Source organism: Derxia lacustris (assembly GCF_002105195.1).
Taxonomy (GTDB): Bacteria; Pseudomonadota; Gammaproteobacteria; order Burkholderiales; family Burkholderiaceae_E; genus Derxia; species Derxia lacustris.
On the sequence record NZ_MUHU01000008.1, the window covers coordinates 123318 to 148373 of the forward strand.

23 protein-coding genes are annotated in these 25056 nt (G+C 67.7%); 20 read left to right on the forward strand and 3 right to left on the reverse strand.

All coding sequences use genetic code 11. The features are described from left to right. The first annotated feature begins 134 nt into the window (after positions 1-134). The 14 genes from gyrA to B9P64_RS07415 all read left to right on the forward strand — a co-directional run bounded on the left by gyrA (position 135) and on the right by B9P64_RS07415 (position 15065). Positions 135-2750: a DNA gyrase subunit A gene (gene gyrA, locus B9P64_RS07355; protein WP_085315587.1), complete on the forward strand. Its 2616-nt coding sequence runs from the start codon at positions 135-137 to the stop codon at positions 2748-2750. Further along, positions 2747-3442 (forward strand): hypothetical protein, encoded by a 696-nt coding sequence (locus B9P64_RS07360; protein ID WP_085315590.1) that lies wholly within the window; start codon positions 2747-2749, stop codon positions 3440-3442. Before gyrA ends, B9P64_RS07360 begins: the two co-directional genes overlap by 4 nt. Then, on the forward strand, positions 3439-4539 hold the full coding sequence (gene serC / locus B9P64_RS07365; protein ID WP_085315593.1) for a 3-phosphoserine/phosphohydroxythreonine transaminase: 1101 nt from the start codon (positions 3439-3441) through the stop codon (positions 4537-4539). The genes B9P64_RS07360 and serC overlap by 4 nt, the downstream gene beginning before the upstream one ends. Before the next feature lie 7 nt (positions 4540-4546). Further along, a complete protein-coding gene (pheA, locus tag B9P64_RS07370; RefSeq protein ID WP_085315595.1) occupies positions 4547-5656 on the forward strand; it encodes a prephenate dehydratase in 1110 nt (369 codons plus the stop codon). A 1-nt stretch (position 5657) separates the two neighbouring features. Next, positions 5658-6779 (forward strand): histidinol-phosphate transaminase, encoded by a 1122-nt coding sequence (gene hisC, locus B9P64_RS07375; protein WP_085315597.1) that lies wholly within the window; start codon positions 5658-5660, stop codon positions 6777-6779. Positions 6780-6881: 102 nt separating this feature from the next. Further along, positions 6882-7751 carry a prephenate dehydrogenase gene (locus tag B9P64_RS07380; protein ID WP_085315598.1) on the forward strand — a complete coding sequence of 290 codons (870 nt, stop codon included), beginning with the start codon at positions 6882-6884 and terminating at the stop codon, positions 7749-7751. Positions 7752-7763: 12 nt separating this feature from the next. Next, positions 7764-9098, forward strand: a complete 1335-nt coding sequence (aroA, locus tag B9P64_RS24255; protein WP_139826186.1) for a 3-phosphoshikimate 1-carboxyvinyltransferase — start codon at positions 7764-7766, stop codon at positions 9096-9098. Continuing rightward, a complete protein-coding gene (gene cmk, locus B9P64_RS07385; RefSeq protein ID WP_139826187.1) occupies positions 9095-9805 on the forward strand; it encodes a (d)CMP kinase in 711 nt (236 codons plus the stop codon). The genes aroA and cmk overlap by 4 nt, the downstream gene beginning before the upstream one ends. 173 nt (positions 9806-9978) lie before the next feature. After that, complete coding sequence (gene rpsA / locus B9P64_RS07390; RefSeq protein WP_085315602.1) at positions 9979-11673, forward strand: 30S ribosomal protein S1; 1695 nt, start codon at positions 9979-9981, stop codon at positions 11671-11673. Between the two features lie 68 nt (positions 11674-11741). Then, entirely contained in the window at positions 11742-12068 is a 327-nt protein-coding gene (locus tag B9P64_RS07395) for an integration host factor subunit beta (RefSeq protein ID WP_085315604.1), read from the forward strand. Positions 12069-12124: 56 nt separating this feature from the next. Further along, entirely contained in the window at positions 12125-12409 is a 285-nt protein-coding gene (locus B9P64_RS07400) for a LapA family protein (protein WP_085315605.1), read from the forward strand. 13 nt (positions 12410-12422) lie between these two features. Continuing rightward, positions 12423-13607 (forward strand): lipopolysaccharide assembly protein LapB, encoded by a 1185-nt coding sequence (gene lapB / locus B9P64_RS07405; RefSeq protein WP_085315606.1) that lies wholly within the window; start codon positions 12423-12425, stop codon positions 13605-13607. Between the two features lie 48 nt (positions 13608-13655). Beyond that, positions 13656-14654 (forward strand): ADP-glyceromanno-heptose 6-epimerase, encoded by a 999-nt coding sequence (gene rfaD, locus B9P64_RS07410; RefSeq protein ID WP_085315607.1) that lies wholly within the window; start codon positions 13656-13658, stop codon positions 14652-14654. Between the two features lie 21 nt (positions 14655-14675). Further along, positions 14676-15065, forward strand: a complete 390-nt coding sequence (locus B9P64_RS07415; protein ID WP_085315608.1) for a ComEA family DNA-binding protein — start codon at positions 14676-14678, stop codon at positions 15063-15065. On the opposite strand, the gene rnhA is transcribed toward B9P64_RS07415, so the two are convergent. After that, the gene (rnhA, locus tag B9P64_RS07420) at positions 15062-15511 is read right to left on the reverse strand and encodes a ribonuclease HI (RefSeq protein WP_085315997.1); all 450 of its coding nucleotides are present in this window, start codon (positions 15509-15511) and stop codon (positions 15062-15064) included. The genes B9P64_RS07415 and rnhA overlap by 4 nt on opposite strands. A gap of 45 nt (positions 15512-15556) precedes the next feature. Beyond that, positions 15557-16483: a class I SAM-dependent methyltransferase gene (locus B9P64_RS07425; protein ID WP_235839920.1), complete on the reverse strand. Its 927-nt coding sequence runs from the start codon at positions 16481-16483 to the stop codon at positions 15557-15559. On the opposite strand from B9P64_RS07425, the gene gloB reads away from it, so the two are divergent. Next, positions 16482-17282, forward strand: a complete 801-nt coding sequence (gene gloB / locus B9P64_RS07430) for a hydroxyacylglutathione hydrolase (protein WP_085315611.1) — start codon at positions 16482-16484, stop codon at positions 17280-17282. The genes B9P64_RS07425 and gloB overlap by 2 nt on opposite strands. Before the next feature lie 242 nt (positions 17283-17524). Continuing rightward, a complete protein-coding gene (locus tag B9P64_RS07435) occupies positions 17525-19258 on the forward strand; it encodes a transglycosylase SLT domain-containing protein (protein WP_235839921.1) in 1734 nt (577 codons plus the stop codon). 59 nt (positions 19259-19317) lie between these two features. Here the strand turns inward: B9P64_RS07435 and B9P64_RS07440 are convergent, their stop codons facing one another. After that, positions 19318-20901: a helicase HerA-like domain-containing protein gene (locus tag B9P64_RS07440; protein WP_085315613.1), complete on the reverse strand. Its 1584-nt coding sequence runs from the start codon at positions 20899-20901 to the stop codon at positions 19318-19320. 136 nt (positions 20902-21037) lie between these two features. Here B9P64_RS07440 and B9P64_RS07445 point away from each other — a divergent pair, with 136 nt between their 5' ends. The 4 genes from B9P64_RS07445 to cysM all read left to right on the forward strand — a co-directional run bounded on the left by B9P64_RS07445 (position 21038) and on the right by cysM (position 24925). After that, positions 21038-21763, forward strand: coding sequence for a YebC/PmpR family DNA-binding transcriptional regulator (locus tag B9P64_RS07445; RefSeq protein ID WP_085315614.1), 726 nt, complete (start codon positions 21038-21040; stop codon positions 21761-21763). A gap of 3 nt (positions 21764-21766) precedes the next feature. Then, positions 21767-23038, forward strand: a complete 1272-nt coding sequence (purD, locus tag B9P64_RS07450) for a phosphoribosylamine--glycine ligase (RefSeq protein ID WP_085315615.1) — start codon at positions 21767-21769, stop codon at positions 23036-23038. After that, the gene (gene hemF, locus B9P64_RS07455; RefSeq protein ID WP_085315616.1) at positions 23035-23949 is read left to right on the forward strand and encodes an oxygen-dependent coproporphyrinogen oxidase; all 915 of its coding nucleotides are present in this window, start codon (positions 23035-23037) and stop codon (positions 23947-23949) included. The genes purD and hemF overlap by 4 nt, the downstream gene beginning before the upstream one ends. A 73-nt stretch (positions 23950-24022) precedes the next feature. Then, complete coding sequence (gene cysM, locus B9P64_RS07460) at positions 24023-24925, forward strand: cysteine synthase CysM (protein WP_085315617.1); 903 nt, start codon at positions 24023-24025, stop codon at positions 24923-24925. Positions 24926-25056 lie beyond the last annotated feature (131 nt).

Consider the following 25056-nt stretch of genomic DNA (forward strand, 5'->3'; position numbering starts at 1 on the left):
TCTCCGATCTTTCAACGGCTTAACGGGCTGGATTGGCGCGCGGAATTGCTGGTCATGCTTTAACGGAAACGAAAGCAAATTGACGAGTAGCTGCTTTTCTGCGCTGCCTGGGCCCGGCAAATTACCTCGGTGGCATGGACCAATTCGCTAAAGAAACCCTGCCTGTATCGCTAGAAGAAGAAATGCGTCGCAGCTACCTCGATTACGCGATGAGCGTGATCGTGGGGCGGGCACTGCCGGATGTGCGGGACGGCCTCAAGCCGGTCCATCGCCGCATCCTGTATGCGATGCATGACATGAACAACCATCACAACCGCCCTTACGTGAAGTGCGGCCGGGTGGTGGGCGAGGTACTCGGCAAGTACCACCCGCACGGCGATCAGTCGATCTACGACGCGCTGGTGCGCATGGCGCAGGATTTTTCGCTGCGCTACACGCTGGTGGACGGCCAGGGCAACTTCGGCTCGATCGATGGCGACAATGCCGCGGCCATGCGCTACACCGAGTGCCGGCTCGACAAGATCGCGGCCGAGATGCTGGCCGACATCGACAAGGAAACGATCGACTGGCAGGACAACTACGACGGCAAGGAAAAGGAACCCGTCGCGTTGCCGGCCAAGCTGCCGAACCTGCTCATCAACGGTTCGGGCGGCATTGCGGTGGGCATGGCCACCAACATTCCGCCGCACAACATCAGCGACACGATCGACGCCTGCCTGCATGCGCTGCGCAATACCGATTGCACGGTCGACGAGCTGATCGAGATCGTGAAGGCGCCCGACTTCCCGACGGCGGCCATCATCTTTGGCCTGAACGGCGTGCGCGAGGGTTATCGCACCGGCAAGGGCCGCGTGGTGATGCGCGCCCGCGCGCACTTCGAGGACATCGAGAAGGGCAACGGCCGGCAGGCCATCGTCGTCGACGAAATCCCGTATCAGGTCAACAAGAAGTCGCTGCTCGAGCGCATGGCCGAGCTGGTCAACGAGAAGAAGATCGAGGGCATCTCCGAGATCCGCGACGAGTCCGACAAGTCGGGCATGCGCGTGGTCATTGAGCTCAAGCGCGGCGAAGTGCCCGAGATCGTCCTCAACAATCTGTACAAGAACACCCAGCTCCAGGACAGCTTCGGCATGAACCTGGTGGCGCTGGTCGACGGTCAGCCCAAGCTGTGCAATCTGCGCGAGCTGATCGTGGCCTTCCTTGGCCACCGGCGCGAGGTGGTCACGCGGCGCACGGTGTTCGAGCTGCGCGAGGCGCGCAAGCGCGGCCATGTGCTCGAAGGGCTGGCGGTGGCGCTGGCCAACATCGACGAGTTCATCGCGATCATCAAGGCGAGCCCGACGCCGCCGATCGCCAAGACTGAGCTGATGTCGCGCACCTGGGATTCGTCGATGGTGCGCGAGATGCTCACGCGCACCGAAGGCGGTGCCGCGCAGTACCGGCCCGACGGGCTCGATCCGCAGTTCGGCCTGCAGGACGACGGCCTGTACCGCCTGAGCGACGACCAGACCGAGCAGATCCTGCAGATGCGCCTGCAACGCCTCACGGGGCTGGAGCAGGACAAGATCGTGGGCGAGTACCGCGAGGTGATGGCGGTGATTGCCGACCTGCTCGACATCCTGGCCAAGCCCGAGCGCATCACGCAGATCATTTCGGACGAGCTGAACAAGCTCAAGACCGAGTTTGGCGACGGCCGCCGCAGCGAGATCGTGGCCGACGCCACCGACCTCAGCGACGAAGACCTCATCACGCCGACCGACATGGTGGTCACGCTCTCGCACAGCGGCTACATCAAGAGCCAGCCGCTGTCCGAATACCGCGCGCAGAAGCGCGGCGGGCGCGGCAAGCAGGCCACGGCGATGAAGGAGGACGACTGGATCGACCAGCTGTTCATCGCCAACACGCACGACACGATCCTGTGCTTCAGCAACCGCGGGCGCATGTACTGGCTCAAGGTCTACGAGGCGCCGCAGGGTTCGCGCAATTCGCGCGGCAAGCCGATCGTCAACATGTTCCCGCTGCAGGAAGGCGAGAAGATCAATGTCGTGCTGCCGATCAAGCAGTACGACGCCGATCACTTCGTGTTCATGGCGACGGCGCGCGGCACGGTCAAGAAGACGCCGCTCACCGACTTCAGCAATCCGCGCAAGGCCGGGATCATCGCGGTCGACCTCGACGAGGGCGACTTCCTGATCGGCGCCGCGATCACCGACGGCGCGCATGACGTGATGCTGTTCTCCGACGCCGGTAAGGCGGTGCGCTTCGACGAGAACGACGTGCGGCCGATGGGCCGCAATGCGCGCGGCGTGCGCGGCATGAACCTCGAGGACACGCAGAGCGTCATCGCGCTGCTGGTGGCCGAGGACGAGTTGCAGAGCGTGCTGACCGCGACCGAGAACGGCTTCGGCAAGCGCACGCCCATCGTCGAGTACACGCGCCACGGCCGCGGCACCAAGGGGATGATCGCGATCCAGACCAGCGAGCGGAACGGCAAGGTCGTGGCCGCGACGCTGGTGCATACCGACGACGAGATCATGCTCATCACGACCGCCGGCGTGCTCATCCGCACCCGCGTGGCCGAGATCCGCGAGATGGGTCGCGCCACGCAAGGCGTGACGCTCATCAGCGTCGATGACGGCTCGAAGCTGTCGGGGCTGCAACGCATCGTCGATCCCGAGAACGGCGCCGAGCCGCTCGACGAGGCTGGCGAGGCGGCAGCCGGCGACGGCGAGCAGGCGCCGACGGAATGAAGCTGGCGGCTCGCGTCGTCGCGCTCGCGCTGATGTTGGCGAGCGCATGCGCGCGGGCCGAACCGGTGACGCTCGACGCGATTGCGCCCGAGGTCGTCGAGGCGGTTCGCGCGACCGGGCTGCTTGATGCGGCATTGCCGGTGCGCGGCTTTGCCTGGACCTTCGAGCAGCGCCGGCCGTTTCGCCAGCCGCGCACCACGGTCGAGACCGTGGCCGCGTCGGCCGACGGCGCGAGTGCGACGCAATCGCGCAGCATCCAGGCCGACGGCAAGGTCGAGCAGTCCGATTACGTGAGCGTGCGCGGCCTGCTGCGCGTCGGTCCGGCCGACAAGGCGCTCGGCATTTCGGCCAGTGGTCTGGCGTTGCCGCCGCTGCCGGGCCGGCAGTTCAAGCTCAGCGGCGAGCGCGACGGCATCGTGCTCGATCAGGTCTGCACGGCGCGCGCGCGACTGCCGGCATCGCAGGTGCATGAATCGCTGCCCGGCGACGCGGTGGCCATCGATTGCATCGGCGAAGGCAAGTACCGCGGCCTCACGGCCCAGGTCAGGTCCGAGGTGGTGTGGCTGGCCAAGCTCAACGTGTTTCTCGACCGGCGCGACGTGTTCGAGTCGCAGCTCGGGCGCTTCGAGTTCAGCCGCACGATTCTCGACTTCAAGTTCAACGACTCCACGCAGGAAGGCAGGGCGCCATGACGCGCGCATACAACTTCGCGGCCGGTCCGGCCACTTTGCCGCTCGAGGTGCTCGAGCAGGCGCGGGAAGAGCTTCTGGAATGGCAGGGCACGGGCTGCTCGGTGATGGAGGTGTCGCATCGCGGCAAGGAGTTCGAGGCCTGCAATGCCGAGGCCGAACAAGATCTGCGCGACCTGCTCGGCATTCCGTCCAACTACCGCGTGCTGTTCCTGCAGGGCGGCGCGTCGATGCAGTGGTCGCAGATCCTGTTCAACCTGTGCGGCAGCAATCCGCACGGCGATTTCATCCTGACCGGCGAATGGACGACGCGCGCGGTGGCCGAGGCGCAGCGCCTGCTGCCGCTGTGGGGCGGCAGCGTGAACGTGGTGGCATCGAGCGCCGACAGGAACTTCAGCTACATCCCGGACGAGTCGACGTGGCAGCGGCGCAAGGACGCCTGCTTCATGCATGTCTGCACCAACGAGACGATCCAGGGCGTCGAGTACAACTTTGTGCCCGAGCAGCTCGGCGACGTGACACTGGTGGCCGACATGAGCTCCCACATCGTGAGCCGGCCGGTGGACGTGGCGCGCTACGGGCTCATCTACGCGGGCGCGCAGAAGAACATCGGCCCGGCCGGCGTGACCATCGTCATCGTGCGCGACGACCTGCTCGGCAAGTGCCGCGCCGACACGCCGCGCATGTTCGACTACAAGCTGATGGCCGATAACCATTCGCTGCTCAACACGCCGCCCACCTTCGGCATCTATCTGGCGGGGCTGGTGTTCAAGTGGCTCAAGCGGCAAGGCGGCGTCGAGGCGATCGAGCGCAAGAATATCGCCAAGGCCGAGCTGCTCTACGGCTATCTCGATTCGCAGGACTTCTATTACTCGCCGGTGGCCAAGCGCGATCGCTCGCGCATGAACGCGCCGTTCCGGCTCAAGGACGAGTCGCTCAACGCCAAATTTTTGGCCGAGACCCAGGCCGCCGGGCTGGTCGCGCTCAAGGGCCACAAGGCGGTCGGTGGCATGCGCGCCAGCATCTACAACGCGATGCCGATCGAGGGCGTGCAGGCGCTGGTCGGCTTCATGCGCGACTTCGCGGCGCGCAACGGCTGAGGCGCGCATGACCGACAACACCCAGCCCGCGCCCTCGCTCGACGATGAGCTGAAGCCGCTGCGCGACCGCATCGACACGCTCGACCAGACCATCATCCGGCTGCTCAACGACCGCGCCGGCGTGGCGCTCGAAGTGGGCGAGGTGAAGAAGCGCTACAACGCGCCAGCCTTCCGCCCCGAGCGCGAGGCCGAGGTGCTGCGCAAGATCGTGGCCGGCAATCCGGGCCCGCTGCGCGGCGACTCGCTGCACTTCATCTACCGCGAAATCATGAGCGCCTGCCGCGCGCTCGAAAACACCACGCGCGTGGCTTTTCTCGGGCCGGTCGGCACCTTCAGCGAGGCGGCGGTGTTCGCAGCGTTTGGCAAGAGCGTCGAGGGCCAGCCCTGCGCCAGCATCGACGAGGTGTTCCGCGCCACCGAAGCCGGCACCGCCGACTACGGCGTGGTGCCGGTGGAAAACAGCACCGAGGGCGTCGTCAACCGCACGCTCGACCTGCTGCTGCACACGCCGCTGCGCATCTCGGGCGAGGTCGAGATTCCGGTGCATCACAACCTGATGACCCGCAGCGGCAACATGGACGGCATCGCGCGCATCTGCGCCCATGCGCAGGCGCTGGCGCAATGCGCCACCTGGTTGAGCACGCACTACCCCGACATCGAGCGCGTGCCGGTCGCGAGCAATGCCGAAGCCGCCCGCATGGCGCGCGACGACGCGAGCGTGGCCGGCGTGGCGAGTGCCGCGGCCGCGACCAACTTCGGCGTGCACATCGTGGCGCGCAACATCCAGGACGACCCGCACAACAGCACGCGCTTTGCCGTGATCGGCACGCTCGACACCGCGCCGTCGGGCCGCGACCAGACCTCGCTCGTGGTGTCCACGCCCAACATTCCGGGCGCGGTGCACAAGCTGCTCGAACCACTCGCGCGCAACGAGGTCTCGATGACGCGCTTCGAATCGCGGCCCAACCGCACGCGTGTGGGCACGGGCGTCTGGACCTACTACTTCTACATCGACATCGAGGGCCATCAGCGCGACCCGAAGGTGGCGGCAGCCCTGGCCGAACTGCGCCAGCTCTGCGGCTTCTTCAAGGTGCTGGGCTCCTATCCGCTCACCTGACATGACCGCCGAACTGAAACTGCCCGTCCCCGACTACATCCGCGCGATCGCGCCCTATGTGGGTGGCCGTCCCATCGCCGAGGTGGCGCGCGAGTTCGGGCTCGACGAGGCCAAGATCGTCAAGCTCGCCAGCAACGAGAATCCGCTCGGCCTGCCGGCGTCGGCCGAGCGCGCGATGGCCAAGGTCGCTGCCGACCTCGCGCGCTACCCGGACGGCAATGCGCACGACCTGAAGGAAGGCCTCGCGCGCCGCCTGAACGTGCCGATGGACTGGATCACGCTCGGCGCCGGCAGCAACGACATCCTCATCCTGGCCGCGCATGCCTTCATGCAGCCGGGCGCGTCGACGGTGTACGCGCAGCACAGCTTCGTGGTTTACGCGCTCGCCACGCAGGAGACCGGCGGGCGCGCCATCGTCGTGCCGGCGACGGCCGACTTCGGCCACGACCTGCCGGCGATGCTGGCCGCCATCGAGGCCGACACGCGCATCGTCTTCATCGCCAATCCCAACAATCCGACCGGCACGTTTTTGCCGCCGGCCGAGATCGAGGCCTTTCTCGAAAAAGTGCCGGCCGATGTGCTGGTGGTGCTCGACGAGGCCTACAACGAATACCTCGCGCCCGAGCTGCGCTTCGACTCGACGCAATGGGTGCGGCGCTTTCCCAACCTGATCGTGTCGCGCACCTTCAGCAAGGCCTACGGGCTGGCGGGCTTGCGCGTGGGCTACGGCGTGGCCCAGCCGCAGATCACCGATCTGCTCAACCGCATCCGCCAGCCGTTCAACGTCAATTCGCTGGCGCAGGCGGCGGCCTTGGCCGCGCTCCATGACGACGAATTCCTGCAACGCAGCTACAAGGTGAATCGCGACGGCTATGCCCAGCTCACCGCCGCCTTCGAGCGGCTCGGGCTGCGCTACGTGCCGTCGTTCGGCAACTTCGTGCTGGTGAAGGTCGGCGACGACGACGGCGCCGGCGCGCGCGTGAATCTGGCGCTGCTCAAGCGCGGAATCATCGTGCGGCCGGTCGGCAACTACGGGCTGCCGGCGTGGTTGCGCGTCAGCATCGGCCTGCCGGAAGAGAACGCGGCTTTCGTCGCGGCGCTGGAGGCGGTGCTGGCCGGCTGATCGGCCGCTGGGCCACAATCTCGGGTTTCGCGCGCGGCCGGGTTTCCCCGGCCGCTTTTCATCTGGCGCCGGGCGGCGTTTCACTTTTCAACGGATGTCGGCATGTTCGAACGTGTCGCGGTTTTCGGCGTCGGGCTCATCGGCGGCAGCTTTGCGCTGGCGCTCGACCGCATCAACGGCGCGCGTCGCATCGTCGGCGTCGGGCGCAATTCGCCGTCGTCGCGGGCCAATCTTGAGCGCGCGCTGCAACTCGGCGTCATCGACGAGATCGCGCGCGACGAGGAAGACGCGCTGCGCGGCACCGATCTGGTCATGCTCGCCGCGCCGGTGCAGCAGACCGAGGCGCTGCTCGACGCGATCCAGCCGCATCTCACGCTGCGCACCGTGGTGACCGACGCCGGCAGCACCAAGCAGAACGTGGTCGAGGCGGCCCGGCGCGCGCTCGGCGGCAAGTTCCCGCAGTTCGTGCCCGGCCATCCCATTGCCGGCAAGGAAAGCTCGGGCGTCGAGGCGGCCGAAGCCACGCTCTACGACGGCAAGCGCTGCATCCTCACGCCGCTGGCCGATACCGCCGGCCACGCCTTCGAGCGGGTGCGCGACCTGTGGACCGTGTGCGGCGCCATCGTCAGCCAGATGGACCCGCTCCAGCACGACCGCGTGTTCGCGTCGGTCAGCCATCTGCCGCATCTGCTGGCGTTTGCGCTGGTCGCGGCCATCGCGCGCGAGGACGACGCGGCGGTCAAGTTCGCGCATGCGGGCGGCGGCTTTCGCGATTTCACCCGCATCGCCGCCAGCTCGCCCGAGATGTGGCGCGACATCTGCATCGCCAACAAGCCGGCGCTGCTGCGCGAGCTGGTCGCCTTCGAGCAGGAGCTGGCGCTGCTGCGCCGCTTGATCGACAACGGCGACACGGCGGGCGTGGAGCGCGAGTTCGCGCTGGCCCGCGAGATTCGCGGCAACCTGCGTTTTTGAGGATTTTTTGACATGACGAGTTCCCGTCGCCCGTGGATCGATCTCGGCGTGCAGCCGACGGTTGCGGGCACTTATGCGCTGCCCGGCAGCAAGAGCATTTCGAACCGCGTGCTGCTGCTCGCGGCGCTGGCCGACGGCGAAACGCTGGTCGATGACCTGCTCGATTCCGACGACACGCGCGTGATGCGCGGCGCGCTCGAAGCGCTGGGCGTGGCGCTCGTGCCCGACGGCAATTCGCTGCGCGTGACCGGCTGCGGCGGGCGCTTTCCGCAGCTGCGCGCCGATCTGTTCGTGGGCAATTCGGGCTTGAGCATCCGCACGCTGGTGCCGGCGATCGCGGCGGTGCTCGCCGCCACCGACGATGCCGACGCGGTGGTGTCGCTGCGCGGCATCGCGCGCATGCATGAGCGGCCGATCGGCGATCTGGTCGATGGCCTGGCGCAACTCGGCGCCAGGGTGGAATGGCTCGGCACGCCGGGCTATCCGCCGCTCGCGCTGCATCCGGCGCCGCTCACCGCCGAGCGCGTGAGCGTGCGCGGCAATGTGTCGAGCCAGTTCCTCACCGGGCTGCTCCAGGCCGCGCCGTTGGTGGCGCGCGAGCGCGCGCTGGCGGTGGAAGTCGAGGGCGAGCTCATCAGCAAGCCCTATGTGCACATCACGCTGAGCCTGATGCGGCGCTTTGGCGTGGAGGTTGCGGCCGAGGGCTGGTCGCGCTTCGTGGTGGCGCCGGGGCAGGGCTATCGCGCGCCGGGCCGCATCTCGGTGGAAGGCGACGCCTCGACCGCGAGCTATTTCCTCGCCGCCGGCGCGCTCGGCGGCGGACCGGTGCGCGTGACCGGCGCCGGCCGCGACAGCATCCAGGGCGATGTCCGCTTCGCCGATGCGCTCGAAGCGATGGGCGCGCGCATCAGCTGGGGCGCCGACTGGATCGAGGCTGCCGCGCCCGAAGGCGGGCTGCGCGGCGTCGACCTCGACTGCAACCACATCCCCGACGCCGCCATGACGCTGGCCGTCTCCGCGCTGTCGGCCACCGGCCCGACCACGCTGCGCAACATCGGTTCCTGGCGCGTGAAGGAAACCGACCGCATCGCCGCCGTCGCCGCCGAATGCCGCAAGCTCGGCGCCACGGTGGAAGAGGGCGCCGACTGGATCCGCGTGACGCCGCCCGTCGCACTGCGCACTGCCGAAATCCATACCTACGACGACCACCGCATGGCGATGGCCTTCTCGCTCGCCACGCTCGGCGCGCGCGGCGTGCCGCTGCGCATCCTCGATCCGGACTGCGTCGCCAAGACCTTCCCGGGCTATTTCGACGTCTTCACGCGCCTCGGCGCCGCAACGGCATGAGCACGGTTCCGGTCATCACCATCGACGGCCCGACCGCCTCCGGCAAGGGGACGGTCGCCGTGCGCGTCGGCGCGGCGCTCGGCTTTCATGTGCTCGATTCCGGCGCGATGTACCGGCTGGTGGCGCTGTCGGCCCTGCGCAGCGGCGTCGCGCCCGATGACGAAGCGGCGCTCGCCGCCGTCGCCGACACGCTGCCGGCGCGCTTCGTCGGCGACCGCATCCTGCTCGGCGAACTTGATGCCACCGACCTCATCCGCGCCGAGGCGGTCGGCAATCTGGCCTCGAAGGTGGCGGTATTCCCGGCCGTGCGCGATGCGCTGCTGGCGCGGCAGCGCGCATTTCGCACGGCGCCGGGCCTGGTCGCCGACGGGCGCGACATGGGCACCGTGGTCTTCCCCGACGCACCGCTCAAGGTCTTCCTCACCGCCAGCGTGGAATCCCGGGCCTGGCGCCGGCATAAGCAATTGATCGATAAGGGCTTTTCAGCTAATATCGACGCCCTTCGGCAGGACCTCGCGGAACGCGATGCGCGCGACACCCAGCGACGCAACGCTCCGCTCAAGCCAGCCGAAGGCGCCTTCCAGCTCGATAGCTCCGCAATGCCCGTAGAGGATGTTGTCGGCGCGATTCTCGGCTGGTGGGCACAGGTTCAAGACGCTGCGGCAGGCGTCGTCGGCAGTTCCGGCGACGCGGCGGCAGCGGGTTGAACCAGGCGCCGGCCAGGGCATGAGCCCGGGTCGGCAAACGGCGGTCGGTCGCATCCGCGGCAGGCCATTTTTCAATGCACTTTTTCCGGTGCCGGATCCTTCAAGGCCGCAATGCCTGGTCAAGACCGGGTCGCAGCACCGCCAAAAGCCCCTTTCCCTCAACCCACCCATCCATGACAGATCTGAACTTGGCCGAAGAATCCTTTGCCGCGCTCTTCGAAGAAAGCCTCTCCAAGCAGGAGATGCGCGCCGGTGAAGTGATTACCGCCGAAGTCATCCGTGTCGACTACAACTTCGTGGTCGTCAACGCCGGCCTGAAGTCCGAATCGTTCATCAACATCGATGAATTCAAGAACGATGTCGGCGAAATCGACGTGCAGCCGGGCGACTTCGTCTCGGTCGCCATCGACTCGCTCGAAAACGGCTACGGCGACACGATCCTCTCGCGCGACAAGGCCAAGCGTCTTGCCTCGTGGCTGTTCCTCGAACAAGCCCTCGAAACCGGCGACCTCGTCACCGGCACCATCACCGGCAAGGTGAAGGGTGGCCTGACCGTCATGGTCAACGGCATTCGCGCCTTCCTGCCGGGTTCGCTGGTCGATACCCGTCCGGTCAAGGACACGACCCCGTACGAAGGCAAGACCCTCGAATTCAAGGTCATCAAGCTCGATCGCAAGCGCAACAACGTCGTGCTGTCGCGTCGTGCCGTGGTCGAAGCCTCGCAGGGCGAAGAGCGCGCCAAGCTGCTCGAAACCCTCAAGGAAGGCGCGATCGTCAAGGGCGTCGTCAAGAACATCACCGACTACGGCGCATTCGTCGACCTCGGTGGCATCGACGGCCTGCTGCACATCACCGACCTGGCCTGGCGCCGTGTCCGCCACCCGAGCGAAGTTCTGCAGGTGGGTCAGGAAGTCACCGCCAAGGTCCTCAAGTTCGACCAGGAAAAGAACCGCGTCTCGCTGGGCGTCAAGCAGCTGGGCGACGATCCCTGGATCGGTCTGGCCCGTCGCTACCCGCAAGGCACCCGCCTGTTCGGTCGCGTGACCAACCTGACCGATTACGGCGCATTCGTGGAAATCGAAGCCGGCATCGAAGGTCTGGTGCACGTCTCCGAAATGGACTGGACGAACAAGAACATCGCCCCCAACAAGGTTGTGCAGCTCGGCGACGAAGTCGAAGTCATGGTGCTGGAGATCGACGAAGACCGTCGCCGCATCAGCCTCGGCATGAAGCAGTGCAAGGCCAATCCGTGGGACGAGTTCTCGGCCAACCACAAGAAGGGCGACCGTGTGAAGGGCGCGATCAAGTCGATCACCGACTTCGGCGTGTTCATCGGCCTGCTGGGTGGCATCGACGGCCTCGTGCATCTGTCGGACCTGTCGTGGAACGAGTCGGGCGAAGAAGCCGTCCGCCGGTTCAAGAAGGGCGACGAAGTCGAAGCCATCGTTCTGGCCATCGATACCGACCGCGAACGCATCTCGCTGGGCGTCAAGCAGCTTGAAGGCGACCCCTTCAACAACTTCGCGTCGACCCACGAGAAGGGCACCGTCATCAACGGCGTCATCAAGACCGTCGATGCCAAGGGTGCCGTGGTTGACGTGGGCGGCGACGTGGAAGCCTATCTGCGTGCCTCGGAAATCAGCCGCGACCGCGTCGAAGACGCGCGCAACGTGCTGAAGGAAGGCGAAACCGTCTCGGCGATGATCATCAACGTCGACCGCAAGACGCGCAGCCTGCAACTGTCGATCAAGGCCAAGGATTCGTCCGAGACCGCCGACGCGCTGCAACGCATGAACGAGACCGGTGCCGCTTCGGGCACCACCAACCTCGGCGCGCTGCTGAAGGCAAAGCTGAACGAAAACCGCTGATCGCCTGATCGCGGCTTTTTGAGGCAACAAGGGGCGGGAGCGATCCCGCCCTTTTTCTTGAAGAACGCATGACCAAGTCCGAACTCATCGAACGTCTGGCCGAACGCTATCCGCATCTGGTGATCCGCGATGCCGATTTCGCGGTGAAGACGATGCTCGACGCCATGGCCGAAACCCTGGCCGCCGGGCACCGGATCGAGATTCGCGGCTTCGGAAGCTTTTCGCTCAACCAGCGTCCGCCGCGCGTGGGTCGCAATCCCAAGTCGGGCCAGAAGGTCGAGGTGCCCGCCAAGCGCGTGCCCCACTTCAAGGCTGGCAAGGAGTTGCGCGAACGCGTCGACGAAAAGGTCGGCACGCCGATCATCGACAACGACAAGGGCGGCGACGGCGACTGAGCTGCGCTTATCATCCGCAGCCTGTCCAAGCCCCCAAGGGCCAACAAGCCAAGCGCATGCGAATACTCGTCTGGGTCCTGCGGATCGTCCTGTTTCTCGTCTTCGTGCTGTTCGCGGTCATCAATACCGTGCCCGTCACGCTCAATCTGCTGCTGCTGCGCTGGACCGCACCGGTCGCGCTGGTGGCACTGGCCTTCTTCCTGGTGGGTGTGACGCTCGGCGTCATGCTGACCATGCCGCTGGTGTTCCGGCATCGCGCCGAGGTGCGCCGCCTGGAGCGTCAGCAGGCACTTCCGCCGGCCGCGTCGGCTGCGGTATCCGAGCCGCCCAGGCTCGGCTGAGCCGGAAAGCCTCATGGATCCACAACAACTCCTGCTTCTGGCGGTGCCGGCGGCCTTCATCGCCTTCGGCCTCGGCTGGCTTGCGGCCCGGGTCGACATCAAGCATCTGATCGAAGGCTCGAAGGCGCTGCCGCGCTCCTACTTTCGCGGCCTCAACTTTCTGTTGACCGAGCAGCCCGATCGCGCGATCGACAGCTTCATCGAGGCGGTGCAGGGCGATCCCGACACCATCGAGCTGCATTTCACGCTCGGCGCCATGTTCCGCCGGCGCGGCGAGACCGAGCGCGCGATCCGCATCCACCAGAGCCTGCTCGACCGCGCCGATCTGGCCCAGGCCGACCGCGACCGCGCGCTGCTGGAACTGGGCCGCGACTTTCTCAAGGCCGGCATGTTCGACCGCGCCGAGAACGCCTTCGAGACGCTGCGCGGCAGCACCGTCGAGGCCGAGGCGCTCGGCGACCTGCTCGACATCTTCGAGATCGAGAAGGAGTGGGTGAAGGCGATCGATTGCGCGCGCGAGCTGGAGGCGCGCTCAGGTGCCGAGATGACCCGCCGCATCGCCCATTACCACTGCGAGCTGGCGCAGTTCGCGCTGCTGCAATCGCGCTTCGACGAAGCCGGCCGCGAGATCTCGGCGGCGTTTGCCGCGCTGCGCCAGAGCGTGCGCGCCGGCCTGCTGGCCGGTGAACTGGCGCTGGCGGCCGGGCATGTCGAGGCGGCCATCGAGGCCTGGGCCGCGCTTGGCCGGCAGAGCCCGCAGCATCTGGCGCTGGTGGCCGACAAGCTGATGGCCGCCTACAAGCAGACCGGCCGCGCCGACGAGGGCCTGCGCCTGCTCGAAGGCTCGCTGGCGCAGACGCCGTCCTACGACGTGCTGCTCGTGGTTGCGCGCGAAACCCATGCGACCGCCGGCCCCGATGCGGCGTTTGCGCTGCTGCTGCGCGAGCTGCGCCGCAGCCCGACGCTGATCGGCCTGGAGCAGCTGGTGCAGGCGCGCTTTGCGCAGATGCCGGCCGACCTCGCCGCCGAACTCGACATCGTGCGCACGCTGCTGCATCAGCAGACGCGCCGGCTGTCGCGCTATGTCTGCGCGCGCTGCGGCTTCAAGGCGCGCCAGCATCACTGGCATTGCCCGGGCTGTCGCAACTGGGACAGCTATGCGCCCAGGCGTGCCGAAGAACTCGAAATCTCTTCCTGACAGCCAGCGGGCCGACCGGCCCCGTCTGTCTCAGCCGGAACCTTCCGCATGAGCCTCATCATCACCGGCGCCGCCGGCTTCATCGGCAGCAATCTCGTCCGCCACTACAACGCCCGCGGCGTGACCGACATCATCGTGGTCGACGATCTGACGGCCGGCGACAAGTTCCTCAACCTGCGCGACTGCCAGATCGCCGACTACTTCGACTACCGCGACTTCCTGCCGCGCCTCGAAGCCGGCCAGTTCCCGCGCATCGAGGGCGTGCTGCACCAGGGCGCCTGCTCCGACACCATGAATCACGACGGGCATTTCATGCTCGAAGTGAACTACCGCTATTCGCGCCGGCTGTTCGAGTGGTGCCAGGCCAAGCGCGTGCCGCTGGTCTATGCCTCGTCGGCGGCGACCTACGGCCCGGCCACGGTGTTCGTCGAGGCGCCCGAGAACGAGAAGCCGCTCAATGTCTACGGCTACTCCAAGCTGCTGTTCGACCAGATCGTGCGGCGCGCGGCCGGTTCGCTCACCGCGCCGGTCGTGGGTCTGCGCTATTTCAACGTGTATGGCCCGCGCGAGCAGCACAAGGGCCGGATGGCGTCGGTCGCCTTCCACAACTTCAACCAGTTCCGCGCCGAGGGTCATGTGCGGCTGTTCGAGGGCTCGCACGGTTATCCGGATGGCGGGCAGGAGCGCGACTTTGTCTATGTGGACGATGTGTGCGCGGTGAATTCCTTCTTCCTCGACCGCGCGACCGAGCGCCAGCTGCATGCCATCGTCAATTGCGGCAGCGGGCGCGCCCAGCCGTTCAACGATGTGGCGTCGTCGGTGGTCAATGCGCTGCGCGACAGCGAAGGCAAGCCGGCGCTGAGCCTGCCGGAGCTGGTCGCGGGCGGGCAGCTGCGCTACCAGCCCTTCCCCGAGGCGCTGAAGGGCAAGTACCAGGCGCACACCCAGGCCGATCTCACCAATCTGCGCGCGGCCGGCTACGAGGCGCCGTTCCTGAGCGTGCAGGAAGGCGTGGCGCGCTATGTCAAGACGCTGCTGGCCGCCTGAGCCGGACGATCGGAAATCCGCATGATGAATTCGCGCTTCAGTTTTGCCGGCCGCCGGCCGTCATCCCAAGCAAAGGGCGGGTTCGCCCGTCGTCTGCTGCTCGGGAGCCTGAAGATGTTGAAACGGATGTTGATGATCAGCGTGACCTCGCTGGCGGTGTGGCACGGCGCGTCGGCGGTCGATCTGAATGCGGCATCGCTGGCCGAGCTGGAATCGGCGCGCGGGCTCGGGCCGTCGAAGGCGGCGCTGATCCTGAAGGAGCGCGAGGCCAAGGGTCCGTTCCGGTCCTGGGACGACCTGCACGCGCGCGTGCCCGGCATCGGCGAAAAGACGATGGAACAGATGCGCGCCTCGGGTCTCACGCTGGCGCCGCCGGCCGAGCCGAGCCGGCCGGCGCCGAGCGCGTCCTAGCGCCCGAGCGACGCGCAGCCCTTGTTGGCCAGCGCGTCGGCGCGTTCGTTGCCTTCGTGGCCGTTGTGGCCGCGCACCCATTCCCAGCGCAGTTCATGGCCGGCGCGCAAGGCGTCGAGCTCGCGCCACAGGTCGGCGTTCTTCACCGGCTCCTTGGCGGCGGTCTTCCAGCCGCGCGCCTTCCAGCCGACGATCCATTCGCTGATGCCCTTCTGCACATATTGCGAGTCGGTGAACACCGTCGCGCGGCAGGGCTTGGTCAGCGCCTTGAGCGCGCTGATGACCGCGAGCAGTTCCATGCGGTTGTTGGTGGTGAGCGGCTCGCCGCCGAACAGCTCCTTCTCGATCCATTCCTCACCGCGCCGGGTGCGCAAAATGGCGCCCCAGCCGCCGCGCCCCGGATTGCCCTTGCAGGCACCGTCGGCATAGATCTCCACCACGGGCAGCTCGCCCGATGTTGCTTGCGTCAAAGCGAAATTCCTTCAGCGTGATTAACAGTTGCGCGTTGCCGGCGCGAGGCTGGCGGCGCGCTGGCCTTGCGTCTTCCAGCTGCGGCCGATGAGTCGCATGCCGGCCACGCGCTTGACCGCGACGATCAGATACACGGCGCCGAACACCGGCCACCAGCGGTCGCCGGCCGGCTCCAGCCAGCGCGTGTGATCGAGCCAGGCGTCGGAGCGTACCGGCGGACGGTAGCAGCCGAAGGCGCCGCCCTCGACCTCGAAATTGAGCAGCTTGAGCCAGTCCTTCAGCCGCAGCAGGCTCATGAACTGCGCATGCGTGCCATCGGCCTTGGGCGGCAGCAGACCACCGCCACCCGCGCGCCCGACCATCTGCGCCAAGCCCCAGAACGAGAACGGATTGAAGCCGGTGATGACGATCCGGCCTTCCGGTGCCAGCACCCGTTCCACCTCGCGCAGCACCTGATGCGGATCGGCCGAGAAGTCGAGCGTGTGCGGCAGTGCCAGCAGATCGATCGACTGGCCGGCGAAGGGCAGGGCCTCGAAGCTCGATTCGACCAGCGCGGTGCAGCGCGTGCCGGCCAGCAGCCGGTGACCGTCGAAGGCGTTTTCGGCAGTGGCGAAGGCGAAGGGCATGCGGTTGGTGCGCAGGCAGTCGAGCTCGGGCATGCCGAGCTGGCCGGCGTTGAAGCCGAAGATGTCGCTCACGCGCGCATCGAACTGGGCCTGCTCCCAGGCCAGCAGATAGCGCCCGCGCGGCGAGCTGAAGAAGGCGGCCAGATCGGCGCCGGGCGGCTCGGGCTGATGAAATGGCTGACCGCCCGGCACGGGCTGGCGCGCGGGTGGCGGCACATCTGCGTGATTGGCGGCCTGGGTTAGGCTTGCGCCGCCCATGTGAGCCTGAGTCGGCGCCGTCGCGTCGCGGAACAGGGAACTGGAAACCAGGAGTCGTTGCATGCTTGCCGTTCACGCCCTGCCGGCGTTTGCCGACAACTATCTCTGGCTGATCGAGGATGGTCGCCGCGCCGCGATCGTCGATCCGGGCGATGCCGCCGTGGTGCGGCAGGCGCTGGCCGAGCGTGGCCTGACGCTCGGCGCGATTCTACTCACCCATCATCACGCCGATCACACCGGCGGCGTGGCCGCGCTCGCGGCCGAGCAGCCCTGCCGCGTGCACGGCCCGCGCGCCGAAGCCATCGCCGGCGTGACCGAGCCGCACGAGGGCGGCGAGCGCTTCGAGCTGTTCGGCCAGACCGCCGAGGTGATTGCGGTGCCGGGCCATACGCGCGGCCACATCGCCTATTACCTGCCGCGGCTGGCGGCGCTGTTCTGCGGCGACACGCTGTTTGCCGGCGGCTGCGGCCGCTTGTTCGAGGGCACGTCGGCGCAGATGTGGGCCTCGCTGTCCCGGCTGGCCGCGCTGCCCGGTTCCACGGCGGTGTACTGCGCGCATGAGTACACGCTGGCCAATCTGCGGTTTGCGCTGGCGGTCGAACCGGGCAATGCGGCACTGGTCGAGCGTGAGCGGCTGGTGCGCGGCTGGCGCGCCGACGGTCGCATCTCGCTGCCGTCGAGCATTGCGCTCGAACTGGCGACCAATCCGTTTCTGCGCGCTGCCGAGCCGGCCGTGGCCGCAAGCGCCGAGGCGGCCGCGCAGCTGCCCGACGTGGCGCGCCAGTCGGCGCTGTGGGACGGGCTCGACGGCGCGGCGCGCAGCTTTGCGATCCTGCGCGCCTGGAAAAACGTGTTCGCCTGATGCTGCGTGCGCCGTGTGGCGCATTCCTGCGCAGCCGCAAACCGCGCCGACTGCAGCGGTTTGGCATTCCATCATGCAGAACCGTGGTTTGACGCTCGCAAGAAGCGCTCGTTAGACTCGCCCGGCTCCTTTGCGGGGCTGTCCGGTCGCCTGATCTGGCGCCGACAAACAACGCTATTTGCCGGACCGCGCTGCCGCGAGTCCTTCCGCCGCAGCCGAATGTCCCGCCAAGGATTCCCCGCGTGCCACCTCAGCTTTCCGTCCCGCCGTTCGCCGTCCTTCCCCTGATCCGTCGTCTTGCGCTTGCCCTGGTGGGCGGCGTGTTTGCCATTGCCGCGCTGCCGGCGGTGCATGCCGAGCCTGTGGCGGCCGCCGCCGCTGCCGTCGAGGCGGGCGCGGCCGGCATCGCCATCGATGCAGCCTCGGCCGCCGGCATCGAGGCCAGCGCCGGACGCGGCATTGCGCCCGCCTCTGGCGAAGGCTTCCGGCCCCAGGTCGACAGCTGGGGCGGCAGCGAGTCGCCCCAGGCCGTCGGCGGCGTCGGCTTGTCGCTGCCGGCGTCGGCCATCGGCGGCGCGGGCGGCGTACTCGCCACCTCGGCCGACGTGGCGCCGCCCGACCTGTGGGAGCGCATCCGGCGCGGCTTCAACGTGCCCGATCTGTCGTCGCCGCTGGTCGAGTCGCGCGAGCGCTGGTACGCCGACCGCCCGGATCAGGTCAAGCGCATGGCCGAGCGCGCCTCGCGCTACCTGTTCCACATCGTCGACGAGATCGAGCGGCGCGGCATGCCGACCGAGATCGCGCTGCTGCCCTTCATCGAGTCGGCCTTCAATCCGCAGGCGCTGTCGCCGGCGGCAGCGTCCGGCATCTGGCAGTTCATTCCGGGCACCGGCAAGACTTTTGGCCTGCGCCAGAACCTGTTCCGCGACGAGCGCCGCGATGTGCTCGAAAGCACGCGCGCCGCGCTCGACTACCTGACCAAGCTGCACGACATGTTCGGCGACTGGCACTTGGCGCTCGCGGCCTACAACTGGGGCGAGGGCGCCGTCCAGCGCGCCATCGACAAGAACCAGCGCAAGGGCCTGCCGACCGATTACGCCAGCCTCGACATGCCGACCGAGACGCGCAACTACGTGCCGCGTCTGCAAGCGGTGAAGAACATCGTCGCCAATCCGGGCGAGTTCCGCATCGACCTGCCGCGCATCGACAACGAGCGCTATTTCGCCACCGTGCCCTGCACGCGCGACATCGACGTGGCTTCGGCGGCGCGGCTGGCCGGCATGACGGTCGAGGAGTTCCATGCGCTCAATCCGTCGTTCAACCGCCCGGTGATCCTGGCCGCGACCCAGCCGCAGATCGTGCTGCCGGTCGACCGGGTCGAGGCTTTCCAGCGCGCGCTGGAGGCCGCCGACGCGACGCTCGCCAGCTACACCACGGCGGTGGTCGGCCGGCGCGAGCGGGTCGAGACGATCGCGGCGCGCTACGGCATCGAGTCGAGCGATCTGCGTGCGCTCAACAACATTCCGCGCGGCATGCTGGTGCGCGCCGGCGCGACGCTGATCGTGCCGCGCAACGGCGATACGGCGAATGCGGCCGTCTCGGATGCGGCCATGGCCCAGGCCGGCAACGCCTTCGAGCCCGAACCGACGCCGAGCCGCCGCGTGCTGCTGGCGGCGCGCAATGGCGAGACGGTCAGCGAATTCGCGCGCCGCTCGGGCGTGTCGGTGGCCTCGGTGCGCGAATGGAACAAGCTCGGTTCGTCCGAGCGCCTGAGCGCCGGTCAGCGGCTCGCCGTCTATGTGGAGCAGGCCGGCCGCGAGGCGGTGAAGGTGGCTTCCACCGTGGCGAGCGCGGGGCTGGCCAGCGTGAGCGGCGCCAAGGCAGTCGCCGCCAAGACGGTCGAGAAGACCGCCGTCGTGCATCGCGATGCGAACCATGTGCGCGCGTCGGCGCCGGTGCCGCTGCGCCGGCGCTGATCCGCAGCGCGATTGCGCCGACCTGACGCTTTCGTGAGGTCGGCGCCGGCCCGAAGCGCCTAGCGCCGCTTGCCGAGGATGCTGCCTAGCACGCCGCGCACGATCTCCCGGCCGAGCGACGAGCCCATCGAGCGCAGCGCGCTCTTGGCGACCGTTTCCACCAGCGTGTCGCTGCGGCGCGCCGGAGCACGCGGCTCAGCCGGCGGGGCGCGGCGCGGCTCGCGCAACGGCTCGGCCGGGCGCGGTGCGCTGCGCGGTGCCGGTCGCGCGGCCGGGCTGCCGAACAGCCCGCCCAATTCGTCCTGCATGGTTTCGGCGGCGGTCGGTTCCGGCCGGCGCGCCGTGTCGGCGGGCGCCGGAGCGCTCGGTGCGACGCGGCCGGTCAGCCGTTCATAGGCCGATTCGCGGTCGACCGTTTCCTCGTACACGCCGGCCACCAGTGACCCGGCGATGAAGCCGCGTCGCTCATCCGGCGTGACCGGCCCGATCTGCGAGCCCGGCGGCACGACCCAGCCGCGCTCGGTGATCGCGGGCGTCGCATGCTCGTCCAGAAAGCTGACCAGCGCCTCGCCGACGCCGAGCTCCTGGATCGCCTTCACCGCATCGAGGCGCGGATTGGGCCGCATCGTCTCGGCCGCCGTGCGCACCGCCTTCTGATCGCGCGGCGTGAAGGCGCGCAGCGCGTGCTGCACGCGATTGCCGAGCTGCGCCAGCACGCCGTCCGGAATGTCGAGCGGGTTCTGCGTGACGAAATACACGCCCACGCCCTTCGAGCGGATCAGCCGCACCACCTGCTCGACCTTGTCGACCAGCACCTTCGGCGCCTCGTCGAACAGCAGATGCGCCTCGTCGAAGAAGAAGACGATCTTCGGCTGATCGACATCGCCGACTTCCGGCAGCCGCTCGAACAGCTCGGACAGCAGCCAGAGCAGGAAGGTCGAGTAGAGCTTGGGCGCGTTCATCAGCTTGTCGGCGGCCAGGATGTTGACCACGCCGCGCCCGTCGACCGTCTGCATCAGGTCGTCGATGTTCAGCATCGGCTCGCCGAAGAAACGGTCGCCGCCCTGCTGCTCGACCGCCAGCAGCCCGCGCTGGATCGCGCCGATCGAGGCGCTCGACACGTTGCCGTACTCGGTCGTGAAGCTCTTGGCGTTCTCGCCGACGTGCTGGCACATCGCGCGCAGGTCTTTCAGGTCGAGCAGCAGCAGGCCCTCGTCGTCGGCAATCTTGAATACGAGGTTGAGCACGCCGGTCTGGGTGTCGTTCAGGCCGAGCAGGCGTGCGAGCAGCAGCGGGCCCATGTCGGAAACGGTAGCGCGCACCGGATGGCCGAGTTCGCCGTACACATCCCAGAAGGTCACCGGGCAGGCTTCGGGCACCGGCAGTTCGATGCCGCGTTCGGCCAGCCGCGCCGCGAGCTTGTCGCTCGGGCTGCCGGGCCTGGCCAGTCCCGAGAGATCGCCCTTGACGTCGGCCATGAACACCGGCACGCCGAGCGCCGAGAATTCATGCGCGAGCCGTTGCAGCGTCACGGTCTTGCCGGTGCCGGTGGCGCCGGTGATGCAGCCGTGCCGATTGGCCAGCGCCGGCAGCAATTCGAGCGGCCGGCCGGCGGTGCGGGCGACGAGGATGGGTTCGGTCATGGCGGCGTCGCATGGTCGCAGTCGGCCCGGGTCGGGCCGGCTGCTAAAATGAAAGGCTTTGATTCTACGAACAATTCCCCCGGCAGGCCGTTGCAGCGCCTGCCCGCGGGGACCAAGGAAGGGACAGGTAAGCGCCATGGCCGGACACTCAAAATGGGCCAACATCCAGCACCGCAAGGGCCGTCAGGACGAGAAGCGCGGCAAGGTCTGGACCAAGCTGATCCGTGAAATCACGGTATCGGCCCGCGTCGGCGGAGCCGACATCACCTCCAATCCGCGTCTGCGCCTGGCCATCGATAAGGCCAAGGAACAGAACATGCCGGCGGACAACATCAAGCGCGCCATCGACCGCGGCACCGGCAACCTCGAAGGCGTGGTCTACGAGGAAATCCGCTACGAGGGTTACGGCGTGGGCGGCGCGGCGCTGATGATCGACACCATGACCGACAACAAGGTCCGCACCGTCGCCGAAGTGCGCCATGCGCTGTCGCGTACCGGCGGCAATCTGGGCACCGACGGCTCGGTCAGCTTCATGTTCAAGCACTGCGGCCAGTTCCTGTTCGCGCCCGGCACGAGCGAGGACAAGGTGATGGAAGCCGCGCTTGAAGCCGGCGCGGAAGACGTCATCACCGACGACGAAGGCGGCATCGAGGTGCTGAGCGCGCCGGGCGATTTCGAGGCGGTGAAGAAGGCGCTCGAAGCCGCCGGCCTCAAGGCCGAAGTGGCTGAAATCACCATGAAGCCGCTGAACGAAACCCCGCTCGCCGGCGAGGACGCCGAGAAGATGCAGAAGCTGCTCGATCTGCTCGAAGACCTCGACGATGTGCAGCAGGTCTACACCACCGCGATCCTGGAAGGCTGAGCGATGAAGGTTCTGGTCGTGGGCTCGGGCGGGCGCGAACATGCGCTCGCATGGAAACTGGCGCAGTCGCCCAAGGTGACGGTGGTGTATGTGGCGCCGGGCAATGCGGGCACCGCGCTCGACAAGCGCCTGCAGAACGTGGCGATCACCGATCACGCGGCGCTGGCCGATTTCGCGCTGGCGGAGAAGGTCGGGCTGACGGTCATCGGGCCCGACGCGGCGCTGGCCGATGGCATCGTCGACCTGTTCCAGAGCAAGGGGCTGCGCGTGTTCGGGCCGAGCAAGGCGGCGGCTGAACTCGAATGGTCGAAGGACTTCGCCAAGGGCTTCATGAAGCGTCACGGCGTGCCGACCGCCGCGTATGAAACCTTTACCGATGCGGCCGCCGCGCATGCCTATGTCGAGGCGCAGGGCGCGCCGATCGTCATCAAGGCCGACGGTCTGGCGGCGGGCAAGGGTGTGGTCGTGGCCATGTCGCTGGCCGAGGCGCATGAGGCCATCGACACGATCATGGTCGACGCCAAGTACGGCGCCAGCGGCTCGCGCGTGGTCATCGAGGAATTCATGGCCGGCGAGGAGGCGAGCTTCTTCGTGATCTGCGACGGCAAGCACATGCTGGCGATGGCCAGCGCGCAGGATCACAAGCGCCTGCTCGACGGCGACAAGGGCCCCAACACCGGCGGCATGGGTGCGTATTCGCCGGCGCCCATCGTCACGCCCGACCTGCATGCCAAGGTGATGCAGCAGGTGGTCAAGCCCACGGTGGCCGGCATGGCGGCCGAGGGCCGGCCGTTCACCGGCTTTCTGTATGTGGGACTGATGATCGACGCCGCCGGCACGCCGCGCGTGGTCGAGTTCAACTCGCGCATGGGCGACCCCGAAACGCAGCCGATCATGGCCCGGCTCAAGAGCGATCTGCTGCCGGTGCTCGACGCGGCGGTCGACGGCAAGCTCGATCAGGCCACGATGGAATGGGACCGGCGCACCGCGCTGTGCGTGATCCTCGCGTCCGACGGCTATCCCGACAATCCGCGCAAGGGCGACCCGATCCTCGGCATCCCGGCCGAGACGGCGGACGCCATCGTCTTCCACGCCGGCACGGCAGCCAAGGACGGCCAGGTGCTGACTGCCGGCGGCCGCGTGCTCTGCGTCGTCGGCCTGGGCGACAGCGTCAAGATGGCGCAGCACACGGCCTACGAGGCGGCGACGCCGATCCGCTTTGCCGGCATGCAGTTCCGCACAGACATCGGCCATCGCGCCATCAAGCGCGCATGAGCACCGTCGATACCGGCGCGGTCAAGCGCTATCTGCTGGGTTTGCAGGCCAGCATCGTCGACGGCCTCGGCCGCTTCGAGACCAGGCCCTTCATTGCCGACGACTGGCAGCGCGCCGAAGGCGGCGGCGGCCTCACGCGGTTGGTGGAGGAGGGCAGCCTGCTCGAACGCGGCGGCGTGCTGTTCAGCCATGTGTCGGGCGGCAAGCTGCCGCCTTCGGCCAGCGCGCACCGGCCCGAGCTGGCCGGACGCAGCTTCGAGGCCATGGGCGTGTCGCTGGTGCTGCATCCGCGCAATCCGCATGTGCCGACGGTGCACATGAACGTGCGCTGCTTCGTGGCGCGCGCGCCCGAGGGCAGCGGCGACGCCGACGTGTGGTGGTTCGGCGGCGGCATGGACCTCACGCCCTATTATGGCGTCGAGGAAGACGCGCGCCACTTCCACGCCGTCTGCCGCGATGCGCTCGCGCCGTTTGGCGCCGACCTGCATCCGCGCTTCAAGCGCTGGTGCGACGAGTACTTCTTCCTCAAGCATCGCGGCGAGGCGCGCGGCATCGGTGGCGTGTTCTTCGACGACTTCTCGGAGCTGGGCTTCGAGCAGAGCTTCGCGATGCTGCGGTCGGTCGGCGACGGCTTTCTCAAGGCCTATCTGCCGATCGTCGAGCGGCGCAAAGACGACGCCTACGGCGGGGTCGAGCGCGACTGGCAGGCCTACCGGCGCGGACGCTACGTCGAGTTCAATCTCGTCTGGGATCGCGGCACGCTGTTCGGCCTGCAATCGGGCGGGCGCACCGAAAGCATCCTCGCCTCGATGCCGCCGCTTGCGCGCTGGGCCTATCAATACACGCCCGCGCCCGGCAGCCGCGAGGCCGAACTGCTGCAAACCTATCTGCCGCCACGCGACTGGGTCTGAAGCCGGGCGACAGCCGCGCACGGCTGCGTAAAATCCTCGGCACTCTTCCTACAACGAGCCCGAGGACGCCGCCATGCGCTACAAGACCATCGAAGACACCATCGGCAACACGCCGCTGGTTCGCCTGCAACGCATTCCGGGCGCGGTCGGCGAGCCACGCGGCAACGTCATCCTCGGCAAGCTCGAAGGCAACAATCCTGCCGGCAGCGTCAAGGACCGGCCCGCGCTCAGCATGATTGCCCGCGCCGAGGCGCGCGGCGACATCAAGCCCGGCGATGCGCTCATCGAAGCCACCAGCGGCAATACCGGCATCGCGCTCGCGATGGCCGCCGCGATCCGCGGCTACAAGATGATCCTGGTCATGCCCGAAAACCTCAGCATCGAGCGGCGCCAGGCCATGCGCGCCTTCGGCGCCGAGATCGTGCTCACGCCGCGTGCCGGCGGCATGGAATACGCCCGCGACCTCGCCGACCAGATGGAGCGCGAAGGCAAGGGCCGGGTGCTCGACCAGTTCGCCAACCCCGACAATCCGGTCGCCCACTACGAAACCACCGGTCCCGAAATCTGGCGCGACACCGACGGGCGCATCACCCACTTCGTGTCGAGCATGGGCACGACCGGCACGATCAACGGCGTCAGCCGCTACCTCAAGGAAGTCAGCCCGACGATCCAGATCGTCGGCTGCCAGCCCACCGACGGCAGCAGCATTCCCGGCATCCGCAAATGGCCGGTGGAGTACATGCCGCGCATCCACGATCCGGCCATGGTCGACGTGATGGAGTACGTGAGCCAGAGCGATGCCGAGGACATGGTGCGCAGGCTCGCGGCGGAAGAGGGCATCTTCGCTGGCGTGTCGGCGGCCGGCGCGCTCTGCGTGGCCCTGCGATTGGCCGAACGCGTGGAGAACGCGACCATCGTGTTCATCGTCTGCGATCGCGGCGACCGTTACTTATCGACAGGCGTTTTCCCGGCTTGAATCGGTTCTGACGATTCCGTGATTCCTGTCACCTGAAAAACCTTTCATCCGCGACGAAAGGCCTCCGATCCGTAGTCCTGATCGTCCTTCCGGCCGCTTGTCGGGTGATCGCTAACCTCGCTGCAAATAAT